This window comes from Natronobacterium gregoryi SP2 (assembly GCF_000230715.2).
In the GTDB taxonomy this organism is placed as follows: Archaea; Halobacteriota; Halobacteria; order Halobacteriales; family Natrialbaceae; genus Natronobacterium; species Natronobacterium gregoryi.
In genome coordinates this window covers 2,537,073-2,562,777 of the sequence record NC_019792.1, presented here as the reverse complement: position 1 = coordinate 2,562,777, position 25,705 = coordinate 2,537,073, and the positions used below count along the sequence as shown (strand labels likewise).

The window sequence follows — 25,705 nt, the reverse complement described above, 5'->3', positions numbered from 1 at the left end:
GAACAGGGAACCTGTTAGGTGGGAGTGTGACTGGACAGCGAGCTCTGCTCGGTCTTCGATCGCGGTAATCAATTGAAGGTGATCATTTTGGAGAATCCATTGTATGCTCGATCTGATTATCTCTCCCAGTTGCTGGTGAGTTCCCCCTCAATGTCCGATATGGTCGTACTGACAGTCGGGCATTCAGACTGTGGATGGGAATTTGGCACGTACAGGTCGTGTCTTCGAAGGTTTGCTAAATCTGAGGGCTAATCCTTTTATTTGACCAGGTATTTTCCGGATTCGGCAGAATGTCAAGTAAGCTATCTCCGACCGAATTGAGACAGCAAGAGGAGTCCGGGTTTGCGGAGTTCACAACCGAGGAGCTTGAAGCATATCGTGACAAGATTGTCAGCGAACTCCAACGGCGAACTCTCGATGTCGATTTGGAAGAGACTGCGGAAGTTGAATTAGTGAATGGCCAGTATGTTAAGTGGTCTAATCTTTCCGCACATCCGAATCTTAAGGCTGTCAAGCCTTGGATATTGAAGGTAACTGGAAGTCACGAAAAATACACGGTTGATGGAGAATGGCTCGACAAGCAGAAAATTGACGGGAAATACCATATGAACGTCAATGAGTTAGAGAAGGGTGACATCATCAAAGTTAGCGGAGCAAGTCACAATAACAAGAAACATCGATACTACCGGGTTGTAGCCGTGACAGATCAATCATTATTCTTCGAGTCGGAATACGGTCTCAAGGAGTCAGAAGTCCTCGAAGAAGTTAACTGATACCTCTAATTCATAACCTCAGTACGGTGTACCACGCGGAAGTAGGGAAATTACTTACGATGGTTATCAATTGATTTGTCGGTGGATTCCCGACTGCGATCCCGATCAAATTGATCAACCCCAAGGGATTCGGACTACATCTTACAGCGAGAGCGATGCGTTCGATGTATGTACGCCGAATAACTGGGGAGTATGAATAATACGGTTTATTTATATATGACTGACTAACTGTTCCTACTAAGACAACGCTCTTGTGTAGCACTTTGTTGATCTCATAGCGTCGCTTTGATAGCGTGTTTGAGCGCTTCTCTCCCTGGTTTCCGCAGTAGCTTTCGTCGAAGTTGGAACGCTCGGAGATACTGTGTGAGCTTGTCTTTTGAGATGCCTCGATGAGGCGAGAGCCACGGTCGCAGCAGCGATCCGTGGCTCTCGCAGGTGTTGACGTGTACGTTTTCGTTGGCGTATTCGCCGTCGCCGTGGACGACGTATTCGCGGTCGAATGCGTCGTCCTCGGCCAGTGGATCGTAGGCACGAAATCCGTCAGTGTAGACGGTCAGTGGCTCCTTCTGACGGTTTTCGAGAAGGAGCCGAATCGTCGATTCGTCGGCTGATTTCGCTGGGATCACGTATCGGTCGCCGGTGCCACGATCGACGATCGTGAACACCGGCGGTTTGTCCTGCTCGTACGTTCCTCGCCCACGCGTGGACAGGCCACGCGAGCGCGACTCTTGGTCGCGCTCGCGGCCTTTCAGCCCTGCAGAAACGTAGACTTCATCGATTTCGACCGGTCCGACAAGGTCAAGCGAAGGTGCATCAAGCGCCTTCGTGAAGCGCTCGACGCGCTGATAGATCGTTTTGTACTGGACGTCGATCTCTATCTGAAGTTGACGAAGACTCGTGTTAAACCGGAGAAACGCGTAAATCGAGAACAGCCACTTTCTGAGTGCGACTTTCGAATGGGCGAAGATTGTGCCGGTCTTGTCGTTGAACGTGCGGTCGCAATTCTTACAGAGATAGCGCTGAAAGTGCCCATAGCTACCGTTCTTGACCGTCAGGTCAGAACGGCAGCGAGGGCAAGTAACACCGTTACGCCAGCGAACCTGCTCTAACAGGTCCGCTGCGACCGATTCCGACCCAAACACATCTAGCGGGATCATGCCTAACGGACACCGCTGACGCGGTGTCCTTGCTCTCTTCGATTCTACAGCGACAGCTGAGCAGTATCAACAATCTCCTACAGAAGAGCGTTAAAATAAACCTCTGGCTTCTGAGGGTCATTCCGACGTAGTCCTCAGATCTCAGAATTCGACAGCACTACGTTTTAGAGGCTTGTGGACGGAAATTCTTGATCCGTGGTTGTATCGCGTATTTGGGTAGAGTTGGGCTACAGTGGGAGGTTCTTCGCGCGAGCTAACTGATCCGATGTAATGGAATTTGGAAAGTCCGATGCCAGCGCGGCCGTACGAAATTGGTCAGTAGAGACCGTTCCAGAGACCTGCTATACAGTCGGATTGATGAAACCACTGCTGCTGAGAGCGGAGAAATCCTTCTGTACCTGGTAAAGTGGCAGGAAGCAGGTAACCTGTGGGACGGATTTATTGGCAATTAGTTGTAGTGTATCGTATGGACGAACTTACGGCGAACATTTCGTTCGACAGGTTCGCCGATATGCCGGAATTCTACGGGTCAGGCGCAGCAAAGTATCGTCTGGCGATGGTAAAGGAGCGAGGGGACTTCCTTGATCTGTTCGAGGGTGCGCGCCACGTTGACGCGGTGACCTACGCAGAGACACCTGAGTTGATGGTGAAGATGTTGACGGAGTATGATATCGGATCGCTGGATGTCCTGATCGGGAACGCTGAGGATTACGCTGATCAAGTCAGTGAGGTTTCAACAGCTCGGTCGTTGGTTCAGCTCCGACAAGATGACCGTCTCACGGTTCGGCTGAAAAACCGGAAGACGGTCCACTCGAAGATCTACCGGATCGTAATGCCGGACGACACGGTGAAGCTCGTACAGGGGTCTGCGAATCTTTCGCGGAACTCGTGGGAGTACCATACGAACCAGATCTCTGTCTTTACGACCGAAGTCGGGACAGAACTGGACAAAGAATTCGAGAAGTTCATCGACGAGTACCGCGAAGGGTACAGCAACCAGACACTTCTTGAGGGGTTAGTCGAAGCGATTGAGGATGCTGATTCGCCGGAAGAGCGGGAGAACCGCATCGAGTACTGGGTTGGTACAGGCGATCTCGATGTGAGCGACACGGCTGCACTGAATCAGGACGCCGTCGAGGATCTGAAGGACGTCGCTGACCAGGTTACCGCAGTTGTGGATAACCCAGAGGAAGCCGATGAGACAGTTGCGTTCATCGAGGAACCCGAGAACGCCGACCGTACCGTTGTCGAACCCGACGATTCAACAGGTGAGAACGGGTCAGACGAGACAGAAGACAATGACGAGTCACCGGATGTCGGACTCGTCGAATCCGAGCACGAGACAAGCTTAACGGACACACTCGACCGGCCGCGAGTCAGAGCACCTGACGAGAAGATCCGAATGGGTACGAGCAAAGTGGACAAAGACACTGCCAACGAATTCGGGACTGGCCTCCGTGACCGCGGTGCGACCGTCGAAGACCACAGTATCACTGCGCCCCTGAGCGCATACAACAACCAAGTCAAGGAATCAACGGCAATTCCGACAATGTCCGTTCTTCCGGAGGCCGAACAGGTCATGATCGGGGAAGACGACGAGATGATCCTCGTCGCCACCGACGAACCAACACCCGAGGTCCTCAACCACTGTCTCGAAACGATCGAGGATTACATCGAGACCGTCGATAATCACGGGCACACACAGTCTACGACCGCAGTGATGGCTCAGATGTACGAGGCGTTCCTCTACGGGTTTTGGGCTCCGTTCGCCAATCAGTATGCCGAAGCACTCTCTTCCCCCTCACGGACGCTAGACAACGTTCTCCAACACCTCTATATCGAAGGGAAAAGCGACGCTGGGAAAGACAAACTCACAGAATACATCCTTCGACTCATCTCTGATAACACAGTCGTCTCAGGTGTGGACGCGGACGACGTCGGTGTCGGAGAAATCCGCGGTATCCGCGAGTGGGATACGTGTTTCCCGTACGCCATCATTGACGCGGAAAAGCGCAAGATCCAGAATTGGAGTCCGATCCGGAACTACTGGGGTGACTGGACACCGACGAGCGTTGATCAGCCCTGCCTCATCTTCACGACGAACGACGCACTCCCGAAATCAGAGTTCCGGAACCGAATGAAAATCCTGAGCATGGACGTATCGTTCCCATCAAACCCTGAAGATCCAGGATTCCGCGAGGCTCAAGATGATCTCGCCGAAGTACTAGAACGGGAAAATCCGATCTTCAGTTACGTCGCCCGTCGAATGCTCACCGAACAACCCTGGACCGACGGAAACGGCACCATTGAGGATGTTCGACGTATCTTCCGTGAGTTCTACGTTGAGGCTGGCCGAGAGCAACCAGAATACTTCCCTGCATACGAACCGGCTGAGAAAACGTACGACACAGGCCGCCTCAAGTGGCAGCGGGACATTCAAGGCGGCCGCGTCACGTTTGAATCTGAACCCGACGCGATCACTGCTGACTTCGATCGTGAAGAGTACGAAGTGTACGACTACGAGAAACGCCTCCCGAAACGCTTCATGTCCGAAAAATCCTCTACGAGCGTCTACATCGGAGCCCCAGAGGAGTTCGCCGAATGGATCGGGTATTCCGTCGACGAACTGCTGAATGGGGTCGCCGAGACAAGCAGCGATAACGAACTGCCGACTGAACCAAAGACAACTTCCAATGAAAACGAGTCGAGCGGTTTCCTCTCACGGCTATTTGGCGATTAACTCTCTGAAAGTCAACCCGTACTTCAAACGTCACAACTCCCGTTGGAGTACTGTATCAATTCGATCGATCACCGCGTCCGCTGTCTCATTACGTCTTGCCGCCTCTCGCAGATCGTCGAAGTACTCGGCGAGCGTCGCTACGACGTCATCACCTAACTCTCTGGGGTCGATGACTGGGTGATCTTTGACATCTCCTGATTCAAATTCCTCACACGCACATGTCCACTGCTCCTTGAACGGGTGATGACCAAATGCCGATACCAGCGTTCTGCTGCTGCGATGCTTCCTTTTGTTCGTGATGGGAGTTGGTGTCTTGGCCGATCAACATATGACCGCATCACGGCTTACGCCGCATCGGTGGAGGTTGCTGCCACCTGTTGTCATGAAACCTCGCTGCGGGAATGATCCGCAGTATGCCGCCCACCTACCGAGTGGCGGGTTTCCGAGGCGGTTGTTCGAACTACGTTTCGACTAAGTGGCTGAATTCCTCGACGACAATTTCGCCGTCTACTGCTCGCTCCTCACACCAGTTCAGGGCTTCTTCGTCAGTCAATAGCTGGATTTCTTCGCTGGACATGCGCTTGTTGCTGATCTTCTCCGCCCATTTCGTCGCTGCACCGCCGTCCCCATGGAGGAAGTATTCCCCGTCAGAGGTCTTGTACAAGGTCTCGATCAGGTAGTTGAAATCGCCCTTATCTGTGAGCGGAGCGTATCGAGCAATCTGTTCGGCCTGGTCTGTATCGTACAGCTTCCGGTCGATGACTCGCTGCATGCAAACCGGGACAACCGCCAATTGAATTTAAAACCTTGCCCCGATTCCCCGCGATTTCTAACCCATCAGGTCGTTAGAAGCCAGAATCCAGACTCACAGCACGACCCTCCGACTGACAGCACGACCATATCAGCCATCATAGCAATTGAAAGATTGTATCGTGATGAGAACAACCATGAAACAACCAATTCGCCGCGCGCGACGGCTGAGCCAAGCATGGCTAGCAATGATTTCTTCGAAATCTAGAGACAATCCCTTCAGAAAAACAGACCAGCCGAGTTCTGTGGGCTGGATGGGCAGGATTAGTCGAGACTCTGCACGCCAGTCGAATCGCCACCACCGAAGTCAGCTGCTTCAGACTGAGACGGCTCACGCTGCTTGCGCTCATACGCCTCCTGCCAGTCGTCGATTACCGGGCGACTCTCAGCACCGTGTTCTGTGAGCCGACGTCGAACTTGGATGAGCGCCGGCGTGTTCATCGCGTCGCCGGAGACGATCGCTTGCCCGGGCGTCAGACCAGGTAATTCGCGGGTGACGTCCTCGCCGGCGGCCTCGACGGACTTCTTGATCGCGTCCTGGTCGTTTGGATTCCGAATTTTCATCGAAATCTGCGTCCCGCACTGCGACAGGACGTCCGGGTCGATCTTTGACGGGCGCTGACTGATGATTCCGAGTCCGAACCCGAACTTACGTCCTTCAGACGCGATCGTCCGCATGATGCCAAGCGATGGCGCATCACCTGAGGCAGGGGCGAATCGATGGCCTTCCTCGAACAGGGAGAAAATCGGGTGTTCGATCTCGGAGTCTCGGCCACGCACGTCGTTGAGGCGCTCTCGGTACAGTCGACGCACGAGAACCGTTGTAATGAGTTGCTGATCCCGTTTGTCCAGAGTATCCATCTGAAGGACTGTACACTGACCAGGATCCACGATTTCGTCCAACGGCACGTTCTCTTCGGGGTGGAACAAGTCGTTCCGCTGTATCGACCGGCGAAGACGCCACTCTAACGCGCCGACGCTGGAGTCATCCGGGTCGTAAATCTGCTCCATCTCGTGGATGAGATCATCGACTCCCCAGGTTCGACTCTCTCGTTTCTGCATTGAACGCCACGCTGTCGAGAGCCGTTCCTGCATCCTGTTACTCGGGTTATCCAAGATCGCCATGACGTCCCCGAGTTCCAACTCAGAAATCCGAACGTGGAGTCGTTCCGGATCATAGTACACGACATCCGGCTGGTACCCGTCTTCGCCTTGGAACGCCTCGTGACCCTGCATTTCGTCCAGTGTGCTGTATTCACCGTGCGGATCGAACACCAGTAGTGAGGCACGGGAACTGGGCCGCATCATCTCCTCAATCAGGACAGACGCGGTGTAGGATTTCCCGCTACCAGTTTCCGCGAGGATCGCCAAGTGCGTCGATACGAACTCCTCGATTGGGAGATGGATGTTCGTCGCTTCTTCCGCTCGGTTCAGTAACCAGCCGATGTGCGCGACGCCTTCCAACTCAGTCACGTCGACGCGGTCGGTTTCACAGCCGAGGTTCGGCAGCACCGTTTCGAGCTGAGGATCCGGTGCGACAGACAACGGCGTTCCCGGGTCAGGTAATTGCCGCGGATTGGCGAACGTCGTCATAGTCGTATCGTAGTACCCGATGACCGTCGCGGTCAACCGGTACAACTCCGTGTCGTCAGTCGGAACCCCAAGTGTCGCCGCGACAGTGTCAGGAGCGACATTCGGATCGGCGAGGAACCCCTCCGGAAGGCCTCTGATTAACTCACGGTTCGTCACGCGGGCAAACACTGACCGAGTGTCGCCTTCGACCGTAACTGAGTACGTGATGAACTCGCCCGTCTTGATCGTTCTATCCGCCGGTGCGACAAAGACGAACTCGTTCGGTCCGTCCCCAGGGCCAGCGACCGTTCCGATCACGTCCATCTGCCCCGACATTAGACCACCCCTCGCTGTTCACGCGCCTGCCACTGCACGTTCTGCTCGACGACGTCTAACACGCGCTGGTTCGAGTCGTCCTCAGGAAGCACCCCTCGCAACCGGTCGATCAGTGTCACGATGACTTCCGCACCGAGGTCGCCCGCGATATCCACTAACCGATCCAGATACGCCAACTGTATTTGCCCATCCACGCGGTGGAACGCTTCTGTGAATTGGTCCGGGCAGTGGTACACTGTGTCGTCAACTTCCAGTGTCCATCGCGGCATCTGGTGACTTGGATCCGCGATTGTCCGGTCGTCAGTAATGACTGCCGTGCCGAGCAGCGCAATCCCGACGAGCGTCGTTCGCTCCTCGATGTACCCTGGTGTGAACTGCGCTTGGTCGTCTTGGGCTAATCGCGGCCCGGTTCGTCCCTGATCTGGATCCACTAATTGCGTGTCGTAAATCACGCCGACAATCACGTGTTCAGTCCCGTCAACGGTCTTCTTGATGAACACTGGTTGCCCGAACTCGCGTTCGTGTAGTTCCGGCGGTCGGTCGCAGTCCCGGTCCTTGTAGACCTCTGCGACGTAATCGAGGTGGCTGTTCGAGGACACGATACTCCCGATCCGGACACACGAGTCAACGTCCGGCGAATCACTTGGTGTTGATACGTTCGTCATAGATTGCGATTAGTGTGGCTGCCTGTTGCTTGCTCCGTGCGTACTACCGAGGGAACGCGATGAGCGATCATGGTCATCGACGACGGAGTTCCTTACTGAGGGCTTTGGCGTTCCATCCGAGCGGGACGTCGTTCGAGTCAGCCCACCGCTGGACGATCCGATGGAACTGTTGCCGGTCTTGATGGTCGAGTACAGCGTCACTATCAGCTTGCTGGAGGATCTCCGGGTAGCCGCGCCCAACCCCAGCTTCAGCCCGTACAATCTCGACAGTATACTCGTACATCGAGTCGTACCCATCAGGCCCATCGCGGCGGCACAGCCATCCAGGGAACTCGATCCGATCGAGCCCAGCACCAGGCGGGACGTTGAGGTACGAGAACAGGATATCATCCCGGAACTCGTACTGCTCTCCTTCGTACGTCGTCTGTAACGCGTCGATGCTCCCGTCGCGCTTCGAAATGAACGGAATTGTCGTATCGCCCCACGGACTCATCAACTCTGTCAGAACGTGCGCGTCTGGGATGACACGGTCAGTCTCGAACTCATCCTGTAACAGGAGTCGCGTCATCTTCACGAGTTCAGTCGCGCTCGAGCCCGCGATATACCCGACCAGCGGGATCTCATGGTGCTGACTCGCCGCGATCACCCGGCTTAACGTCGAGATGTATCGCTCGCGCGTCTCCGGCTTCAACGGATTCGCAAACGATGCGATCAGCGGGCCATCGTAGAAGACGATCGGCGTATGGTCGATGTCGCCGGCATCACGAGCAGCTGCTAGTTCCACGAGTTGCTCGATGAGCAGCGATCCTTCGTATTCGAAGCGATGATGCCCGACGAGTTGCGAATCGACGAACCGGTAATCTCCGTCCTCAGATTCCCGCGTGATTTCGTCAGGTGTCAACAACCGCCCGTCGACATCTCGTTCAAGCCGGCCGTCAGCGTGATGATAATTGACTGCCCACGCTGCCTGGACGTACGCCAGCGGGACGTTGAACTCCGTGGTCGGCGGGAGTTGCGACCCGTCCACAGCCATCACCGGCACATCATTGAGAATCTCGCGCGCCCACTCGTTGATCTCCTCGTGGTTCTCCCACCCATCACTCTCGGAATGCGGAACGACGAGGCTACTCGCGGAATCGAACTCGTCGGTCGGATACGCTCCAGGGTATGACGCTCGGTGCAACTCTTCACGGATCTCCTCGCTCGTCCACTCCTCAGGGAGCCGCTGGAACGCGTCCTGATACCGCTCGACGATCCCCGTACCATCGTCCAGATACGCTTCGATCGTCTCAACGCTGGACTCCAACTCGGCAGCAACCCCGTGTTTGTCGATCGGCATTAATTCACGGTCACCTCCGACGACTGCTGGTCCTTCTCCACAGTGACCGTGTAATCCGTCATCGAATCGAACGTCTGGTCGTGACTAATGACCGTGAGCTGCTCGAAACTATCCAACTGCTTCAACTGCGTGACCAGGTTCTGCTTCTTCTCCCGGTCCAGATTCGCTGTCGGCTCGTCGAGGAACGCCACACCGACCGACGCTAACTGTTCCAGGATGGCGAGGCGCACTGCAAGCGCAGCCGCCATCTTCTCACCGCCACTCAGCGTCGTGAACGACTTCCGCACGTCCGCATCGTGTACGACGATCTCGTAATCGCTCGTCCATTCCAGCGTCTCCCCAGACGCGCCGCGAATCGATCGGAACAACTCGTTCGCACGCGCACCGATCCGATCCGTGATGATCTCACGCATCTTCGGCCCCGCTTCCCGCACGTTCGCACGCACCCACTCGGCGAACTGCTGATCCGCCTTCAACTCCTTCAACTGCTGGAGCTTCTCCTGGCGCTCTTCCAACTTCGCTTCTAACCGCTCGATCTCTTCGCGTACCCGCTCCAGATTCTCCTTCTTTTCTTCAAGTGTTCCTTTGGCGCGCTGGATCTCGCCATTGAGCTCATCGATCTCTGCATCAAGTGCCTCGAAGCGTTCTTCATCAAACGACGTTCGCGTCTCCTCCAGCTCGGTTTCCGTTTCTTCGATCTCGGCTTCGAGCTCCGCAAGCTCATCGTCCAATTCGTCGGCCCTTTCCCGACGCTCCTTGACTTGCGATGCCTGCTGCTCGTTCTGCAGATACGTCTGATATGCTTCCTTCGTCTCTTCCAGCGTGTCCTCGACCTCGCCGATCTCCTCATCCAGTCCGTCGAACTCGTCTAACTCATCCGCAATCTCGTCAAGCACCGACTGTTCCTCTTCTAACTCAGCGCGCTTTTCTTCCAACTCCTCTGGTGCATCCGCGTGCTCGTCTACCCGGAACTCTGCCTTCTGGTACTCGTTATACGCCTCTTCTAAGTCATCGCGTTCAGCTTCGAGGTCCGGGAGTTCCGCTAACTCGTCTTCTAACTCCGATAACTCCGCCTCAGTCTCCTCTTTCTCCTCACGGAGTTCGTCGAGATCGTCTTCTAACGACTCGATCTTATCCTGATGAAGAGAAATCTTCTCAACGCGCTGTTTGACCTCGGTCGCTGCCTCATGCCGTTCGCGTAACTCCGCGAGCTCTTCAGCGAGATCCGCGCGCTCCGCTTCAATCTCCTCGATTCGATCTTCTCGTTGCTCGATCGTCTTCGACCGATGTTCTTCGTTTAACGGCCGGTCACACGTCGGGCACGGCGCATCAACATCCGTATCACGCAACCGCTCTAACTGCTCTTCGAGTCGTTCCCGTTCGTTCTTCAGTTGTTTCCGACGTACCTCTTTGTTGTTAATCTCTTCCCCGATCTCGTCCGGATCCGTTGTCTCCGCCCACTCTTCTTCGATCTCGGCAATCGTCTCTTCTAACGACTCAATCTCCGCTTCCGTCTCCTCGATTTCTGCAGCGAGTTCCTCAATCTCCTGCTGGAATGCCTCAACGTCGTCTTCGCGGTCCTTCAGTGACTCAATCCGGTCATCCAGTCCCTCATACCGCTCCTTCTCAGTTTCAAGCGACTCCAACGTCTCTTGTGCTTCTTCCAGCGTCTCCGACTGCTCCTCAAGCTGCTCAACTCGGAACTCGATCGACTGAATCTCCTCTCTCTGTTCGTCACGCCGGTCCTCAAGCGCGTCCCGCTCTTCCTCCTCCTCTTCTAACTCATCCAGTCGGTCACTCGCATCCTGATACTGCTGATACCCATCACGGTTTGCCTCGCACTTCTTTCGGGCTTCCTCAGCATCCTCAAGTTCCGCCTCAGCGTTTTCCAGTTGGTCTTCTGTCGCCTCGATTTCCTGATCCAGGGACTCAACCTCGTTTTCGAGGGACTCGATCTTCTCTTCGACAGCCGCTAACTCCTCATACTCCGTTTCTTTCTCCGATACCTCGGCCTCTTTCCGCTCGATACGCGCTTCAAGCTCATCAACTGCGTCAGCCAACGATTCTGCTTCTGCTCGTTCCTCCGGCAGGTTCTGCACTTCGCCAGTGAGCGTATCGATCTCACTCCGGAGATCCTGCTGTTGCTTCTCAATCGCGTCCGGGACGTCTTTGAGTTGGTTCCATGATTCCTCGTACGCATCGAGATTCAGCAACGCGTCAAACGTCGCTTTCCGATTCCGAGCCGTCTGCGAAAAGTCAGACAGGAACCGCGTCTGCGGCACCCCAATACACGACTCCCACAAGCTTCCTAACTCATCGCCATCCTCAACGTCGAACCGAACGCACACCCAGTCCATCAACTGGCTTTTCGAATCGATGTCCTGGTCTATCCACTCATCAGTTTCAGCGTCGTAGCGATGCACCCCGTAGTTCGACCGGCCAACCGACCTAGTTACTCGGAACCGCTCGGTCCCGTTTTCCGTCGGCGTGTCGAACGTGACCTCGACGGTCCCTGAGCTCGCGCCTTCTCGAACGAAGTCCTTGTTGTTGAATGGCAGCGAATCGAATAACGCGAACCCGATCGCTTCCTGAATCGTCGATTTTCCTGCCCCGTTCTCACCGAGAATCGCTGTCACACCGCCCTCGATCGGTACCTCTGTCCGGCCTTTGTACGACTTGATATCTTCTAACGCGACTTCCGTGATTCTCATTCGTTCATCACCTCCGCAGCCTCATCAGCCTCAGCACGCGACTCCTCAGTCTCCACGGCATCCGACGCGGTTTCCGCGGCGTCACCATCGTCGAACGGATCCTCATCAATATCGAGAACCACGTCGTCGGCTAACTCCGGGAACAGGTCCCGCCGCGCCGAACTCACCGAATCTTGGATGTCCTCAACCGCTTCTTCGGCTTGCGCCATCTGGTGTGCGTCTCCCAGCACATCAGCCACATCCGACGCGTTCTCAGCATACACTGACTCCTGCGCGATCGTCTCGAACACACTATCCTCCAACGCAGCCGTGTTCAACTGACCGTCTTTGAACACCTCTCCCTCATCGATCTCCGAGATGAGTTGCTGCACGTTCGCAGTCCGAATCCCAGTATTCACCTGAACGTACAGCGCTTCACACGTCTCTTCCGCGTATGCCGCGAGTTCGTCCGTTCGGAAGTCCCCGCGACTAAACTGCAGCGTCCCCGTAAACCGAAGGTCAAGAATCGCCTCTCGCGGCTCACCGTGCGCCGTATACTTCGACTGCTCACAGTACTCCTTGACCGTCGTCTGCTCGTTTTGCACGTGTTCTTGGAACGCCGATTCTAATTCACCTGGCGACTCGTACGGCGTCACGTCAAACTCAATGCGGTAATACGGACGACGCTTTGACTCGTGATGCGCCACCTCGTAGCTAACTGACTCGTCGCCTTCGGACGCATCGGCGTTCAGCGACACTGAATAATACCCATGTTCCCAGTCATCCCGTCCTTCACGCGTATTGTGTGCTTCCGGTGAGCCGGGGTTGTAGATCCAGTCACCGGCCTCGTACCGCTTGTGGATATGCCCGAGTGCAAGGTAATCCACGACCTCCTTCACCTCCCGCAACTCGGTGTGCGTCACTGTCCCACCTAACGTCGGCACCTCGTCTTCCATCCCGAAGTGCCCCAACAACACCGTGAACGCCGGCTCGCCGTATTCCTCGTTCGTTGCTTGAATCCCGTTCGCAACTTGCTGGAGTGCCTTCCCGGTCTTCGCGCCACGCCACTGCAGTCCGAACACGCGAATCGGGCCATCACACTCTGCTGTCTCAATATCGTAGAACCCCGCGTACTCACCAGGCTCCTCGGGATCGTACGGTTCGAATCGCGCTGTATCCGGATCTGCATCCAGATCGGCTTTCAGAAAGACAATCTGTCCGCGTTGGTGCAGGTAATTCAGCCACGTCACGTCACGCGGCGTCAGATTTTCGTCATGGTTTCCACGCGAAACGAGCACTGGGACGTCGTCCGGTATCTGGTCGAGTTCTTGTTCGGTCTGGTGGAGGACTTTCGGTCGAAGATCCCGAGAGTGGAACAGATCTCCCGGTAACACGATTACGTCAGTTCCGCGCTCCTCAACCATTTCTTGGAACGCAGCGCGCGTGGTTGAGACCATGTCGTCCTCTCGTTGTTTCAGTCCGTACTGTCGATGCCCGAGGTGTGTGTCCGCGATGTGTCCAAACGTTAGCATTGTCGGTGAATCAGGGTCAGTCCGTATTCAGTCAAGGCCGGTACAAATCACGTGACTGAGCGTCTATGGCTACATGTGACTGGACAGCTATTAAACATCAGACAACCAAAGCGAAAGTGAAAATCAGGATTTGTAATAGCAACGTTCACTGTCTGCTACTGGCAGTGTGGTTCTGGTAGTTCTTGCAGGACTGATCAGATTCTAAGTTGTAGGTCAACTCTCAGCCGATCCGACATCTAACCACTCATCGTCGCGCAGACCAGAGCAGATATCGGAACATCAATCGTATACTGCTACTGTCAACTCTATTCGCTGGCTATTGATTGGGGTAGTCTGATCGCTCCCACCAGTTTTTGCGATGAGGAAATGAGGAATAGGTCTCTGTTAGGAGAGACACCACTTCGAGGGTAATCTGGTCATAGAGATCGCGGCACCGTACCAATTCTACAACGTAATCATCTGTGTCGGCAGCTTCAGTTTCAATCGGATTACCAAACTGTCCGGTCGAAACCACGATCAATCGGTTTGGATCATGGGTTTTCGCAGCTTCCTGGAGTTTATAAAGCGCGTCAGCATCAACAGTCGTGTAGATTCCGGTGTAGCGCTTTACTTGAACAAGTGCATCGATATCCGAGGAGGAATCATCTGAAGCGAATATCACGTCAACGCCACCATCATTAGTCGGTGGGGTGGTGTGAGCGCTCCAACCTTGCTCTCGATATATCGTAGCGACGATCTCCTCTAACGCTGTTGGCTTGACCCCTGAACACCACCTTTCAAAATCCTCGCCGGATTGAATACTATCATCCATATCGGATACCGCTTCTTGGAGTGAATAAAGTATAGAAGCCGTTCTACATCATCTGAGTTCCTACCAAAGATTCACCAGATACTGATACCGTTTGTCATACAATGGTTTCCCCGGCAACGATCCACAGGACAATCGGAGCACTGGACCGGGTGTTTCATAATGAAAAGGACTTCCACATCGCGTTCAGCCGTCAGCTAGCAGCCGATCTTTCTGGCGTTGTCCGACCAGAGTTCCCTGTTGACAATCCTCTTAACGATGGGAGAGAGCAGACATACCTCGATATCATCCATCTTGAAGACGGACACGCAACAGCGATTGAACTCAAGTATCCCTTAGATACCTTCCACTCGATTGAACCGCTCCACGGTTTGAATGAGGTGTTCAACCACAGCAAAATCCAAGCCTATGATATTCCGATGTATGAGTTCTGGAAAGATGTCGCAACCGTTGAACGGCTAGTTGCGAACGGGAGCATCGACACCGGGTATGTCCTCTCCTTAACGAATTATGAAGGATGCTGGCAGAAGCGTGGACAGCATCTGAACGCTGCAGACTTCCTCACGTACGACGGTCGTCAAGTTACCGGCACACTGGCCTACAGCGATGATGCATCCGCAAAAACGAAAGAGAACTACCCACCACTTCACCTCTCCAGCACCTACGAACTCACGTGGCAGCCCTACCAGTACACCACCCCGTCACATCCAGAGGGAAGTACTGAATTCCAATACGCACTCATAGAAGTCGATCCGTGAGAGCACGAGTCTTAGATCTAGAACCCAAACTCAAACTCTATGGATACCAGTGAACTCAAGCGGATCGATGAAGTCCCGTTGCGGGAGGTTTGGGAGCACGAAGAGCAGGATTTTACGCCGTGGCTTCTCGAAAACATTGATCAACTCGCGTCGCTGATCGGCATCGAGATTGATGACGCCAATAGAGAGACCGCAGTTGGAGACTATACCGCGACCTTGTCGGAACAGAACCGACGACGAGCGATCCCGTTGTCATCGAAAACCAGTTCGGATCAACTGATCATGACCATCTCGGTAAGTTACTGACGTACGCCGCCGGTATTGACGCCGGGTTTGTCGTATGGGTCGCTGAAGGGTTTCGAGACGAACATCGGTCCGTTCTCGACTGGTTAAACACCCGCGACTCTTCCGGCGCTCGGTTCTTCGGTGTCCGACCCCGCATCGTCAGTGTCGGTACTGACGACGCTACTCTCGGGTTCGAGTTCACGATCGTCGTTGAGCCGAACGACTGGGAACGAGAACTCCGTGACCCGCTTTCCGATCGAGAACAAGGGTACCGGGACTTCTTCGCCAGTCTCGTTGATGCGTACGCAGAACACCGTCCAAGCTGGAACCGGTTAACCCCACAGCCACGATCATACTTGACGTTCGGTGCAGGAATCAGTGGCGTCTCGTTTGGATGGGTGTTTCACGGCGAGACCGAATTCTCCGTTGAGCTGTATATCGATGCTGGCGATGCAGAGCAAAACAACGCAATCTTCGAGTCGCTCAAAGAAGACCAAACAACCATTGAATCGAATCTCGAAACTGAAGTCGTCTGGGAACCACTTCCCAACGGACGAGCATGCCGAATCAAAGTCCCACGACCAACCCCTGCTCCCGTCGAAGAACTCACCCCTGACGAACAGAACGAACTGATCGACTGGGGAACAAACCAGATGGACGCGTTCCGTGAGGTAATCGAGCCGCGGCTCACCCAGTTCTAACACTTGAACCGCTTATCATGATCTGGTTCAACAGGAGTGAATCCCTAAGTGCGACCTGTCCGTGTTATCCGTATGCCGATCGAGTTTGGGCTTTGGCGTACCGACGGTGATGAGTACTCTCGTGTCCCGTCCGGGAAACTTGACGACGAGTCACGTCTCGAAGAGTTAGTGAAAAAAGACCCGAACCTCCTCGGACGGAATATCTTAATTACGGGCAGCAAGTCCGGACAGCGAGCGAAGCAACTTGATCTCCTCGGGATAGACGCCGAAGACGACCTTCACATCATCAAACTCAAACGCGACCGCACACCACGCGACGTTATCGCGCAAGCACTCGACTACGCGCCCTGGGTTCGAACACTCACTCATGATGACCTCACCGAGATCTACAGTGAGTTCGATGACGATCGAGAACATAACTAAAATTCATATGCCAGGGTGGTAGGATTACTCCACCCCACCTCAAATCGCCCGATTCGAAGGTTTAGGCGGCCCTAGACGCCTATTTGCAGCAATAGTATTATATGGAGTTAACACGTATCCTGACATGTCTCCCATTGAAAAGAACGAACCGGAGACGAGGAGCAAACTTTGAGTTCGCAAACAGACACCCGTGAACTCGGTAGAGGGCAGCAAACTCTGCATGAGGCGGTTAACTCTCGTCGGATTTACGAGCCGGTGAGAGGCGTTCATCCACGTGTTGAGCTTCCTAACGAGGAGTATGAGGAGTGGCTTGACGGCAACCAAGAAGTTGAGTACGTGGTAATCAACTTCTCGGACGCTAAGGAAGTCGTTGAGCGGGATGATAACCTGAGCCATGTCCTTGAGCCATGGCATATCCCGGTACTCCTCGGAACAGAACACGACGACAAGGTGAACAAGCGGACGCTGCAAGACGTCTTGGACCTACTGGAAGTCGTACAACCAGCGATCTACGTCCCAGACGTGGTCTACAACTACAACTGGATGGACGAGGAAATCCAAGAGAACGCTATCACGGCCTACATAAACCATGTTAGAACCCTGCAGGAACTGGTAATCGAGCAGGATCTGGATGTTCGGCTAATCCCGACAAACAAGGGATGGAAGTACGAACACTTCGTGGAGTACCAGGAATTATACGACGAGTTCAATTACGAGGAGTTCGCTTTCTACGCCGTCCAGTACACCGGAGGTGACGCTGGTAACGCGATCAAAGTCCTCCGAAGCCATGTCAGGAACCCTATCGCCGCTCTGGACCTAGAGAACGTGTTCCTGATCGGACGGCTTGCGGAGGATGATTTGTTAGATTTTGCTCCGCGTGTACGTGGAGCGACCGGGCTTCGGCAATGGAAGGATGCCTGTTCTACTGGGGATGGGCTCTCGCAGGATCCGTGGCCGAAGTTCCGGAAGAATCGGGAGGCCAAGCTTTCAGTCAACGATGGTCAGGAGCAGCGGCCTGTAAACGAGTTCACCGACAAGAAAGAGGAGAACTGAACAATGTTCGTATTCCTTGGTTCGTACAGCGGAGGCGGCGGAGGTTCATCGGATGACGATGATTCGCAGGATGAAGGATCGACAGACAACCAGACTCAAACCGGTATTGATGATTTCGGCGGAGCTGAAGAAGATGATTCCGGTAACGGTGAAGGTGCTGCTGCAGGCGTTGCCGGTGCCGCAGGTGCTGCAGCTGGTGCTGGTGCCGGTAGTGGTGCTGCTTCAGGGGCCGGTGCTGGTGCTGGTATCGAGCCACCGGAAGGGGAAGATCCTGAAGAGTGTGATGAAGCAGAGGATGGTGAAGAGGGTGAGAACGAAGAGGAGTCAGAGCCTGAATCCCCGGAGGTCGAAGAACCCGATCTCGAAGAGCCAGATGCAGAGCGGGAAAGTGACGTTGAGGACACGGACGAAGACGTAGACGAGGAGGACACCGATGAAGAGGAAGAAGACGATGATGAGGAGGAAGATGAGACGATAGTCGTGGTCCAAGAGGTTGATGCGTTGAGCGCGATGTCGTGGGGCGTCCAACCGGTGATGAAGCGGGTTGAGGAATGTTACGGTGAGGAGATTGAACTCTTCTATAAGCCGGCTCCTGTCCGTGATCTGGATCCAGAGCAGGAGAAACAGAAGTGGGAGAAGTGTAGTGAGGAGTTGAGTATGCCTGTTGATCCTTCGTTCTGGGACGATGACCCGCCGGAGTCTACGGGCCTGGTCAATAAGGCGTTCGAGGCATCAATCCAGCAGTATCGTGGGGTAGATTACATTCGGACGTTGTGGCGTCGTGGTATTGCAGCTGGCCGCGACATCAACGACCGAGAGGTCCTGATTGATCTGGCGTCAGAACTCGGGTTGGATTCTGACCAGTTCCAAGAAGATCTGGACGAGACCGAACTGAAGACAAGTGAGCGTGGCGAGCTTCCGTTCACGCTCATGGAAATCCAAGGAAAGCCAGTCCCCAAGAATGGCCGTGTCCGGTACACGGACTTCAAGACCCAGTTCACATTCCAAGGTATCGACGAGCAGAAGCCGCAGGACTTGCAGAGCTTTATCGAGGAACACGGACCTGTAGCCACTCCTGAGGTAATGGAGGTATATGAGATCCAGCGTGAAGAAGCTGTTCAGCATCTCAAGAACTTGGACTGTGTTTCATCGTTCGAGGCCGGTAGCGAAGAATTCTGGAATCATTCTGACCAATACACCTGAATAGTCACCACGCGCAGTTAGGATAATTCGCTGGATTCATTCACTTTCCATATTCATTGTCCCAAAACAAGTCCTTCAGAACAATCGCTCTGCATCGGTTGTATCCTACTAGTCCCGCAAGTACGGTTTTATAGAGGGATAGACAAACGTGATGTGTATCCCTATCAAGGATAAGATTAAGTGACTTCTTAATAATGTGGTATATGTGGGGTCTAACGATAACCGCGACGCGTTCAACAGGCGACACCGCTCTACTGGAGACCACAGTATTGGCGATTCAATGCCAGGCACTGTCGGTGACGCGCAACGGACACTCCACGACAAATACGGGCAGACACCGGTCATTGACGAAACCGTAGAAGTACCATCCCAACTCCAAGAACGTCAGACCGAAGAAACGACTGAGGACAATGGGGAAGAAGTCGAAGAACTCGTAGCCAAACTACGAAGCTAAGTCGTTAACCCAGTATCTGCCTTTTTCCGCCGAAATCAAACCAGATGTCTATACGGACAGAAGATCACTTAGATAGATCCTCGGCGTCGACCGTACTCTCGCCAGCGGAGATCGGCTTCGTTACTTGTCTCTGGGGAACCTGATATGGATTCCTGCGCATTTTCAGTCCAACTCCAGTAGTGATCACCAGTACCCAAAGTATATCTGGCTAATAGATAATCTGCGTGTAATGTATCTGTATTCCCCGGACGAAATCGACCGGGAGCGAGCGAATCATCAGGCAGTAATTCAGGGTGCCGACGATATCGACGTAAAACGGATTGGAAATCTCGGTGAGCTCGCGTTCGAACAGTTCTGTCGGGAGTACCTCCCGGTCGAAATGTGGGAGTGGCAGAACGAAGCGGCGATCCGACGATGCAATCCCGAGAGTTTCTCCGGGCACGATTTCGAGGTGTTCGGGTACGAGGTAGACGTGAAGACGTCGCGGGATGTCTCGGCGTTTCGCCCGGCGAACCTGCTGGAAAACGACCCCGACGACGATATCATCGTGATGGTCTGGCATCGAGACAACGAGGACGCGCTGATTCTGTTAGGGTGGGAACGCACTGAAACACTCAAATCAAAGGTCGAAACGCAGGAAGCGTACTCAGGTAATGAACCGGAAAAGCTAGCGCATCTCGCAGCGCGACCGATGAACGAGTTGCAAGAGCTGGGACCAAACACGGCGTACATGAATCAGAAACCAGAGAACCCGTTCAAGCCTGGCGACCGTGTCATCAAGGCTGGTGACGAGGACGCGTCAGTTGGCGTCGTCATCGAAGTGATGCCACCAGAGAAGAATACCGGTGCCTTCGGCCAGGAACTGGACGGCGAAGCCGTTCGCGTAGCATTCCCGAGCGCACTTGACAAAGGACCCGCCGACTGGCGCGAGTACCACCCCGGGATCCTCGCATCATACTGCGTCGACACCGAGATCAAACTCTGGACATACAAACACGAAAACCTCGAATTCGCCGACAATCCGTACGTACCCGGCGACCGCGTCATTAAAACGAGTCACAGTGATCCGAACACGGCTGTCGTCGTCGAGCGCGGTGGCGATGGGAACAACGATTCGGTTACTGTAGCTTACCTCGGCGACTTCGACGACGAAGGAGTGTGGCCGTCGAAACTCGCAGAACACTGCGACGAAAACGGAATCAAGTGCTATACGTACTCCGCTAATGAATTAGCGTTCGACAAGAGGACTGACTGACAGGAACCGCGAGGTATCCCAGTCCTGGACTCTGGTGAATCGAATAAGTATTTCAGGATGAGATTGGATTCGCCGTCGTGTTGTATACCGATCCTGGTGATATAGAGTAGAGCAAAATCAACTTTGAGGCGCTCAAAGAGGAGCGCACGGAATAGAAACTATCTGGAGCCAGAATCACCTGTCGGGGTGCATAGTAATGGCTTGATCGATTCTGCGTGCAATTTCGAGACCCTCCCACCGGCTACGGAGTGAGTCAGGAATTTCTTCGTCTAGGAGATCGGCTTCCTTGAATTCATTCCACCTGAGCTTCAAGTATTTCCCGACGACAACACGATCAATTGGAAACTCATGTTCTTGATGCCAGTCTATGATGTTTTTGTTATTCTTACTGGAGTTGCAGGACTTACATGCAGGAACCATGTTGCTAATGTCATCCGCTCCTCCAGCGTCACGAGGAATGATATGGTCGAACGTAGTTTCAGACTCTCGGTTACAGTACGTGCAGCAGCCAAGATTCTCCTTCAGCTGGTACTGATTCTCTTTTAGCACCGACGACATTGTGATCTCACCGCTCGTCAACTCATTGTATTTAGTCCACAGCAACCACCCTTTGAATTGGTCTGGATGATCAATCGTCGAAGCTAGATGAGTGAGTCGAGCATACTGATAACAGATGAGATCACGATGCGTCTCTACGCGATTTGGAACGTGTGAAAACGCAGACTGTAGACGCTTAGAAGGATACGAATAGATCTTCAATCCAGCAGCAGACGCTTCCGATTGAAGATCCCCCAATGACATCCTTGTCCAATTATCTACGCTCTCATCAAGCGTCTCCTTTGCAACGACTTGGATAACAGGGGTCTCCTCATCGTAGCCATCGTTGAAATCTGCAACAGTCTTCTCTGTACCTTGAACTATGAATTCGCCACACGTCTCGTCAGGGTGACCTACCACAATATATCGGTCGTACCCCGCATCAGAATCAATTACAGTCATTCCCAGCGGAAGCCGATGTTCCGGTTCGCGTTGCAGTTCAGGAGACATTTTGTCTTACGCTCTTCTGTAGGAGATTGTTGATACTGCTCAGCTGTCGCTGTAGAATCGAAGAGAGCAAGGACACCGCGTCAGCGGTGTCCGTTAGGCATGATCCCGCTAGATGTGTTTGGGTCGGAATCGGTCGCAGCGGACCTGTTAGAGCAGGTTCGCTGGCGTAACGGTGTTACTTGCCCTCGCTGCCGTTCTGACCTGACGGTCAAGAACGGTAGCTATGGGCACTTTCAGCGCTATCTCTGTAAGAATTGCGACCGCACGTTCAACGACAAGACCGGCACAATCTTCGCCCATTCGAAAGTCGCACTCAGAAAGTGGCTGTTCTCGATTTACGCGTTTCTCCGGTTTAACACGAGTCTTCGTCAACTTCAGATAGAGATCGACGTCCAGTACAAAACGATCTATCAGCGCGTCGAGCGCTTCACGAAGGCGCTTGATGCACCTTCGCTTGACCTTGTCGGACCGGTCGAAATCGATGAAGTCTACGTTTCTGCAGGGCTGAAAGGCCGCGAGCGCGACCAAGAGTCGCGCTCGCGTGGCCTGTCCACGCGTGGGCGAGGAACGTACGAGCAGGACAAACCGCCGGTGTTCACGATCGTCGATCGTGGCACCGGCGACCGATACGTGATCCCAGCGAAATCAGCCGACGAATCGACGATTCGGCTCCTTCTCGAAAACCGTCAGAAGGAGCCACTGACCGTCTACACTGACGGATTTCGTGCCTACGATCCACTGGCCGAGGACGACGCATTCGACCGCGAATACGTCGTCCACGGCGACGGCGAATACGCCAACGAAAACGTACACGTCAACACCTGCGAGAGCCACGGATCGCTGCTGCGACCGTGGCTCTCGCCTCATCGAGGCATCTCAAAAGACAAGCTCACACAGTATCTCCGAGCGTTCCAACTTCGACGAAAGCTACTGCGGAAACCAGGGAGAGAAGCGCTCAAACACGCTATCAAAGCGACGCTATGAGATCAACAAAGTGCTACACAAGAGCGTATTTTAAATAGGTTACTATGCCTGTTCAGTCCGATCGATGAACAATAGGAACCGTACCGTGCAGAAACGCAGACGTGGGCCGTATCTATCCCGTATCCAGCGCCCCGTTCAAAAAGTCACTATCAACAGGCAACTTACAGCTCGCGGAGGTGGGCGATGAGCAGTCTCCGGACAGAGTCTGAACACCCGGTCTCTGCCGATCAGTTAGCGCCGTTGAACGAACGTCAGCGGAAAGTGTACAGTGCGAAGTTAGCTCGGTTTAGCACGTATCTGGAGACAGAAGGCAAAGAACCAAAGAGGAGTATCGGATACTCAGACGGCGCAGTTACTGAACGAGTTTCTCGGTTTCACAGAGCGGTGAAGTGGCTCTGGTCAACGGAGGGGATCACGACGGAAATTGGAATAGAGGACGTAGATAAGATCAATAATGCGCTTGAGGAGGATCGGCTCCAGAAGCTTGACGGTGAGCCGTATGTGGAGGGGAGCAAGCGGAAATTCAACGACGTACTGAGAAATTGGTGTGCCTTCCTAGGTGAGGACTGGCAGCCGGAATACGAATTCAGTGATGACGCTCCAGCGAAGGAAAACAGGCCAGATCCATTTCGGAAGGAGGAACTGAAGCGACTGACGGAGGCGGCACTTACCTATAAAACCATCCCGAGTTACAACAACCTCTCACCTGATGAGCGAGATCGGTGGAAAGCACATATCGCCCAAGAACTCGGGAAGCCAAAAGAAGACGTACGGCCGGCTGACTGGGATCACATAAACCACTCGTGGAAGATTCCATCACTTGTCCGGACGAGTCGCGGGCATGGATGGCGACCTGATCTAGTCAGGAGACTGAAGGTCCAATGGTACGATTCAAAGACGCAAACAATCCATATACCAGCCGGCGAAGCACCGAAAAACGACGCTCCATGGAATGTCGAGTTGACGGACGAAGAAGCGCTGTACCTCGAAAACTGGCTCGACCAGCGAGAGCTGATGGAGCGCTACGATGGCCGTGACGAAATCTGGCTCAACCGAAAAGCGAACCCGTACGATTCCGGGCCGTTAAACGATCTTCTGGATAATCTCATGGAAGAAGCGGATATCGAAACACGCGGACGGAAGCTTGTCTGGTATTCGTTCCGCCACTCAATCGGTACCTACGTCTACGACGAGTACCGAGATCTCGAAATCGTTGCAGAGCAACTCCGACAGACCACTACCTCAGCCGCGAGCAAGTACGTCCACAAGCTACCGGAACTCAAACGCGAAGCTGCTGAATTGATGTGACGACGGGAAGTTATCCCATCCGGTCGAGGGCGTCCCGTCGATCTTCGACGGGGGTCTGATCGTATTTCATGGTCGTCTCTGGACTCTTGTGCCGGAGTTGTGTTTGCGCTGCGGCTAGATCTTCTTCACGTGTCATATACGTGCCAACTGAATGACGAATCGTGTACCAGCTCATCTGTCGATGTTCGGTATCGATATCGGCGATATCACACAGTCGATGGAGAACATCACGAAGTGCTGATGTTCCGTACGGGTTCCGTTGACGAGTCAGCCAGAGTTTATCGGTTCCATCGTACTGCGGGTACGTCCGACGCTGTTGACACCATTCCCAGAGGATCTCTGCGGTTCGATCTCGCAGCCCGACGACCCAGTGCTCGTCCCCTTTTGCACTCTCTTCTTTCGGGATCCGAAGGACGCTGTTATCAGCATCAACCCACCCGATCGTCGCTCGTTCGACCTCCACTGGGCGAAGCCCCGCATCAAGACTCGTCCAGACGAGCGACGGGATCTTCCACCCGTTGGCTCGATCCCAATCGTCCGGCGTGACTTCCGACTTCGGCTTCTCGAACCGCTGTGCCAGGTACTGCTTCCACCGATCACGCTCAGTCGGCGTGAGATTGTTGTACGAGGGCACAGACCCGTACTCAAGCGCAGCATCACGGATCGCTCGTCGCTCATCTTGTGTGAGGTAATCCCGTGGCTGGGTGCTGTTGTCGGCGGAAAACCGGAACTCCGGCTCCCACTCGCCGAGACCACGTTCGTGATGCAACCACTTGTACAGCATCATGAGCGCCTTCATGCAGTTGCGCTTGTGTGTCGCGCTGACGTCGCGGCGTGCGAGATGGTTCATCCAGGAGTCGGCATGCTCGTGTGAGAGGTTCACCGTGTATCCCTCTTCCAACTCCCACACGTACCGGTAGAAGCGATCCATCCGGTAACAGCGAGGCTTCACAGTCCCGGGGGCGTACCCGACTACCTCGTCTGGTTTCTTCCCAAACGTCAGTAGCCACTCTAAACACTCCTCACGTTCGGACCGGTAGTCGAGCAACTGTCGTTTGTTCAGGTATGACTCCGCATCCTCAGTGACGACGGGGTAGTCGTCGAGATCGACCATTATCGCGCCCCCGTCGTGCGGTTTCGAGCGCGTTCCTGCGAATCGCCTATTCCCGGGCAAATTCCGGAATCGCCCGACGGGACCGGAATGCTACGTGAGTCCTGCGAATCGGATAGCCCGGCAAAATGGGAAAATCGCAAGACGGCGTGGCTGTGTGTGAATCCTTCGAAGTTACTTGGCCTGAGCGTTGAGTCGAACATTGGTGACCTCCGCAGGCCAAAACCGCAAGAAGGCGTCGGGGAAGGAGTGCTCCGACGGGGATTCGAACCCCGGTCATTGCCTCGAGAGGGCAAACAAATTACCTCAGCAATATTGCTAGTGTAATATGAGGGGTGAGAGAGATATTTCTGTCTAAGTGTTTCTGAAGGCCATATGTGTAATGTTGGGGAGATATTGACTAGGGAGATATAGTACCAATACTGGTGGCGTTATTCTTCTGTCAGCTCAGTTTCTGCATCCTCTTCGTCGCTGGCCTGATTCATAATCAGCTTCATTTTCCAGCCCGTTCGATAGATAGGCGATTGCTTGCTCGACCGCGTAACCCAGCCTTGGTCCTCCATCTCTTGCAGACATCGTCGCACTGTGTACTTCTGCTCCTCGTCGAGGTCCAGGTCTTTAATCCGAAACTCTCCCTCGGTCGCCAGAGTCGTAATAACCTCGTTCCAAACCTCGTCTCGTATCGTCATTCTTACCTCGTG

The 25,705-nt window shown here is 54.1% G+C and carries 22 protein-coding genes; 11 read left to right on the top strand and 11 right to left on the bottom strand.

What is annotated here, in order from left to right; all coding sequences use genetic code 11:
* Positions 1–290: 290 nt before the first annotated feature.
* Positions 291–773: a hypothetical protein gene (locus NATGR_RS12820; protein ID WP_005580419.1), complete on the top strand. Its 483-nt coding sequence runs from the start codon at positions 291–293 to the stop codon at positions 771–773.
* Positions 774–1,045: 272 nt separating this feature from the next.
* Here NATGR_RS12820 and NATGR_RS12815 read toward each other — a convergent pair whose 3' ends face one another.
* Positions 1,046–1,930: an IS1595 family transposase gene (locus NATGR_RS12815; RefSeq protein ID WP_015233210.1), complete on the bottom strand. Its 885-nt coding sequence runs from the start codon at positions 1,928–1,930 to the stop codon at positions 1,046–1,048.
* A gap of 466 nt (positions 1,931–2,396) precedes the next feature.
* Here NATGR_RS12815 and NATGR_RS12810 point away from each other — a divergent pair, with 466 nt between their 5' ends.
* Positions 2,397–4,670 carry a phospholipase D-like domain-containing protein gene (locus NATGR_RS12810; RefSeq protein WP_015233663.1) on the top strand — a complete coding sequence of 758 codons (2,274 nt, stop codon included), beginning with the start codon at positions 2,397–2,399 and terminating at the stop codon, positions 4,668–4,670.
* 460 nt (positions 4,671–5,130) lie between these two features.
* Here NATGR_RS12810 and NATGR_RS12805 read toward each other — a convergent pair whose 3' ends face one another.
* The 7 genes from NATGR_RS12805 to NATGR_RS18950 all read right to left on the bottom strand — a co-directional run bounded on the left by NATGR_RS12805 (position 5,131) and on the right by NATGR_RS18950 (position 14,425).
* Entirely contained in the window at positions 5,131–5,442 is a 312-nt protein-coding gene (locus NATGR_RS12805; RefSeq protein ID WP_005580413.1) for a hypothetical protein, read from the bottom strand.
* Positions 5,443–5,744: 302 nt separating this feature from the next.
* Positions 5,745–7,388: an ATP-binding protein gene (locus NATGR_RS12800; RefSeq protein ID WP_005580412.1), complete on the bottom strand. Its 1,644-nt coding sequence runs from the start codon at positions 7,386–7,388 to the stop codon at positions 5,745–5,747.
* Positions 7,388–7,987 carry a hypothetical protein gene (locus NATGR_RS12795; protein ID WP_005580411.1) on the bottom strand — a complete coding sequence of 200 codons (600 nt, stop codon included), beginning with the start codon at positions 7,985–7,987 and terminating at the stop codon, positions 7,388–7,390. Before NATGR_RS12795 ends, NATGR_RS12800 begins: the two co-directional genes overlap by 1 nt.
* A gap of 139 nt (positions 7,988–8,126) precedes the next feature.
* Positions 8,127–9,392, bottom strand: coding sequence for a DNA double-strand break repair nuclease NurA (locus NATGR_RS12790; protein WP_005580410.1), 1,266 nt, complete (start codon positions 9,390–9,392; stop codon positions 8,127–8,129).
* A complete protein-coding gene (locus NATGR_RS12785) occupies positions 9,392–12,103 on the bottom strand; it encodes an AAA family ATPase (protein ID WP_005580409.1) in 2,712 nt (903 codons plus the stop codon). Before NATGR_RS12785 ends, NATGR_RS12790 begins: the two co-directional genes overlap by 1 nt.
* Positions 12,100–13,614: a metallophosphoesterase family protein gene (locus NATGR_RS12780; RefSeq protein WP_005580408.1), complete on the bottom strand. Its 1,515-nt coding sequence runs from the start codon at positions 13,612–13,614 to the stop codon at positions 12,100–12,102. Before NATGR_RS12780 ends, NATGR_RS12785 begins: the two co-directional genes overlap by 4 nt.
* Before the next feature lie 316 nt (positions 13,615–13,930).
* A complete protein-coding gene (locus NATGR_RS18950) occupies positions 13,931–14,425 on the bottom strand; it encodes a restriction endonuclease (RefSeq protein ID WP_015233661.1) in 495 nt (164 codons plus the stop codon).
* Positions 14,426–14,526: 101 nt separating this feature from the next.
* Here NATGR_RS18950 and NATGR_RS12775 point away from each other — a divergent pair, with 101 nt between their 5' ends.
* The 7 genes from NATGR_RS12775 to NATGR_RS12735 all read left to right on the top strand — a co-directional run bounded on the left by NATGR_RS12775 (position 14,527) and on the right by NATGR_RS12735 (position 20,554).
* Positions 14,527–15,180: a hypothetical protein gene (locus NATGR_RS12775; RefSeq protein ID WP_005580407.1), complete on the top strand. Its 654-nt coding sequence runs from the start codon at positions 14,527–14,529 to the stop codon at positions 15,178–15,180.
* 39 nt (positions 15,181–15,219) lie between these two features.
* Positions 15,220–15,486 (top strand): hypothetical protein, encoded by a 267-nt coding sequence (locus NATGR_RS20100; RefSeq protein ID WP_005580406.1) that lies wholly within the window; start codon positions 15,220–15,222, stop codon positions 15,484–15,486.
* Positions 15,435–16,166, top strand: coding sequence for a DUF4268 domain-containing protein (locus NATGR_RS18945; RefSeq protein WP_197706747.1), 732 nt, complete (start codon positions 15,435–15,437; stop codon positions 16,164–16,166). Before NATGR_RS20100 ends, NATGR_RS18945 begins: the two co-directional genes overlap by 52 nt.
* Positions 16,167–16,238: 72 nt before the next feature.
* A complete protein-coding gene (locus NATGR_RS12755; protein WP_005580403.1) occupies positions 16,239–16,589 on the top strand; it encodes a PDDEXK family nuclease in 351 nt (116 codons plus the stop codon).
* A gap of 168 nt (positions 16,590–16,757) precedes the next feature.
* Entirely contained in the window at positions 16,758–17,642 is an 885-nt protein-coding gene (locus NATGR_RS12750; protein WP_231990883.1) for a hypothetical protein, read from the top strand.
* Between the two features lie 3 nt (positions 17,643–17,645).
* Positions 17,646–18,845 carry a DsbA family protein gene (locus NATGR_RS18940; protein WP_015233660.1) on the top strand — a complete coding sequence of 400 codons (1,200 nt, stop codon included), beginning with the start codon at positions 17,646–17,648 and terminating at the stop codon, positions 18,843–18,845.
* A gap of 683 nt (positions 18,846–19,528) precedes the next feature.
* The gene (locus NATGR_RS12735; protein WP_005580397.1) at positions 19,529–20,554 is read left to right on the top strand and encodes a hypothetical protein; all 1,026 of its coding nucleotides are present in this window, start codon (positions 19,529–19,531) and stop codon (positions 20,552–20,554) included.
* A gap of 174 nt (positions 20,555–20,728) precedes the next feature.
* Here the strand turns inward: NATGR_RS12735 and NATGR_RS12730 are convergent, their stop codons facing one another.
* The gene (locus NATGR_RS12730) at positions 20,729–21,601 is read right to left on the bottom strand and encodes an HNH endonuclease (RefSeq protein WP_015233658.1); all 873 of its coding nucleotides are present in this window, start codon (positions 21,599–21,601) and stop codon (positions 20,729–20,731) included.
* 99 nt (positions 21,602–21,700) lie between these two features.
* Here NATGR_RS12730 and NATGR_RS12725 point away from each other — a divergent pair, with 99 nt between their 5' ends.
* Positions 21,701–22,585, top strand: a complete 885-nt coding sequence (locus tag NATGR_RS12725; RefSeq protein WP_015233210.1) for an IS1595 family transposase — start codon at positions 21,701–21,703, stop codon at positions 22,583–22,585.
* Positions 22,586–22,768: 183 nt separating this feature from the next.
* Positions 22,769–23,893: a tyrosine-type recombinase/integrase gene (locus NATGR_RS12720; protein ID WP_015233657.1), complete on the top strand. Its 1,125-nt coding sequence runs from the start codon at positions 22,769–22,771 to the stop codon at positions 23,891–23,893.
* A gap of 10 nt (positions 23,894–23,903) precedes the next feature.
* Here the strand turns inward: NATGR_RS12720 and NATGR_RS12715 are convergent, their stop codons facing one another.
* Both NATGR_RS12715 and NATGR_RS12705 read right to left on the bottom strand, forming a co-directional pair.
* Positions 23,904–25,007: a tyrosine-type recombinase/integrase gene (locus NATGR_RS12715; protein WP_005580391.1), complete on the bottom strand. Its 1,104-nt coding sequence runs from the start codon at positions 25,005–25,007 to the stop codon at positions 23,904–23,906.
* Between the two features lie 428 nt (positions 25,008–25,435).
* Complete coding sequence (locus tag NATGR_RS12705) at positions 25,436–25,693, bottom strand: hypothetical protein (protein ID WP_015233656.1); 258 nt, start codon at positions 25,691–25,693, stop codon at positions 25,436–25,438.
* Positions 25,694–25,705 lie beyond the last annotated feature (12 nt).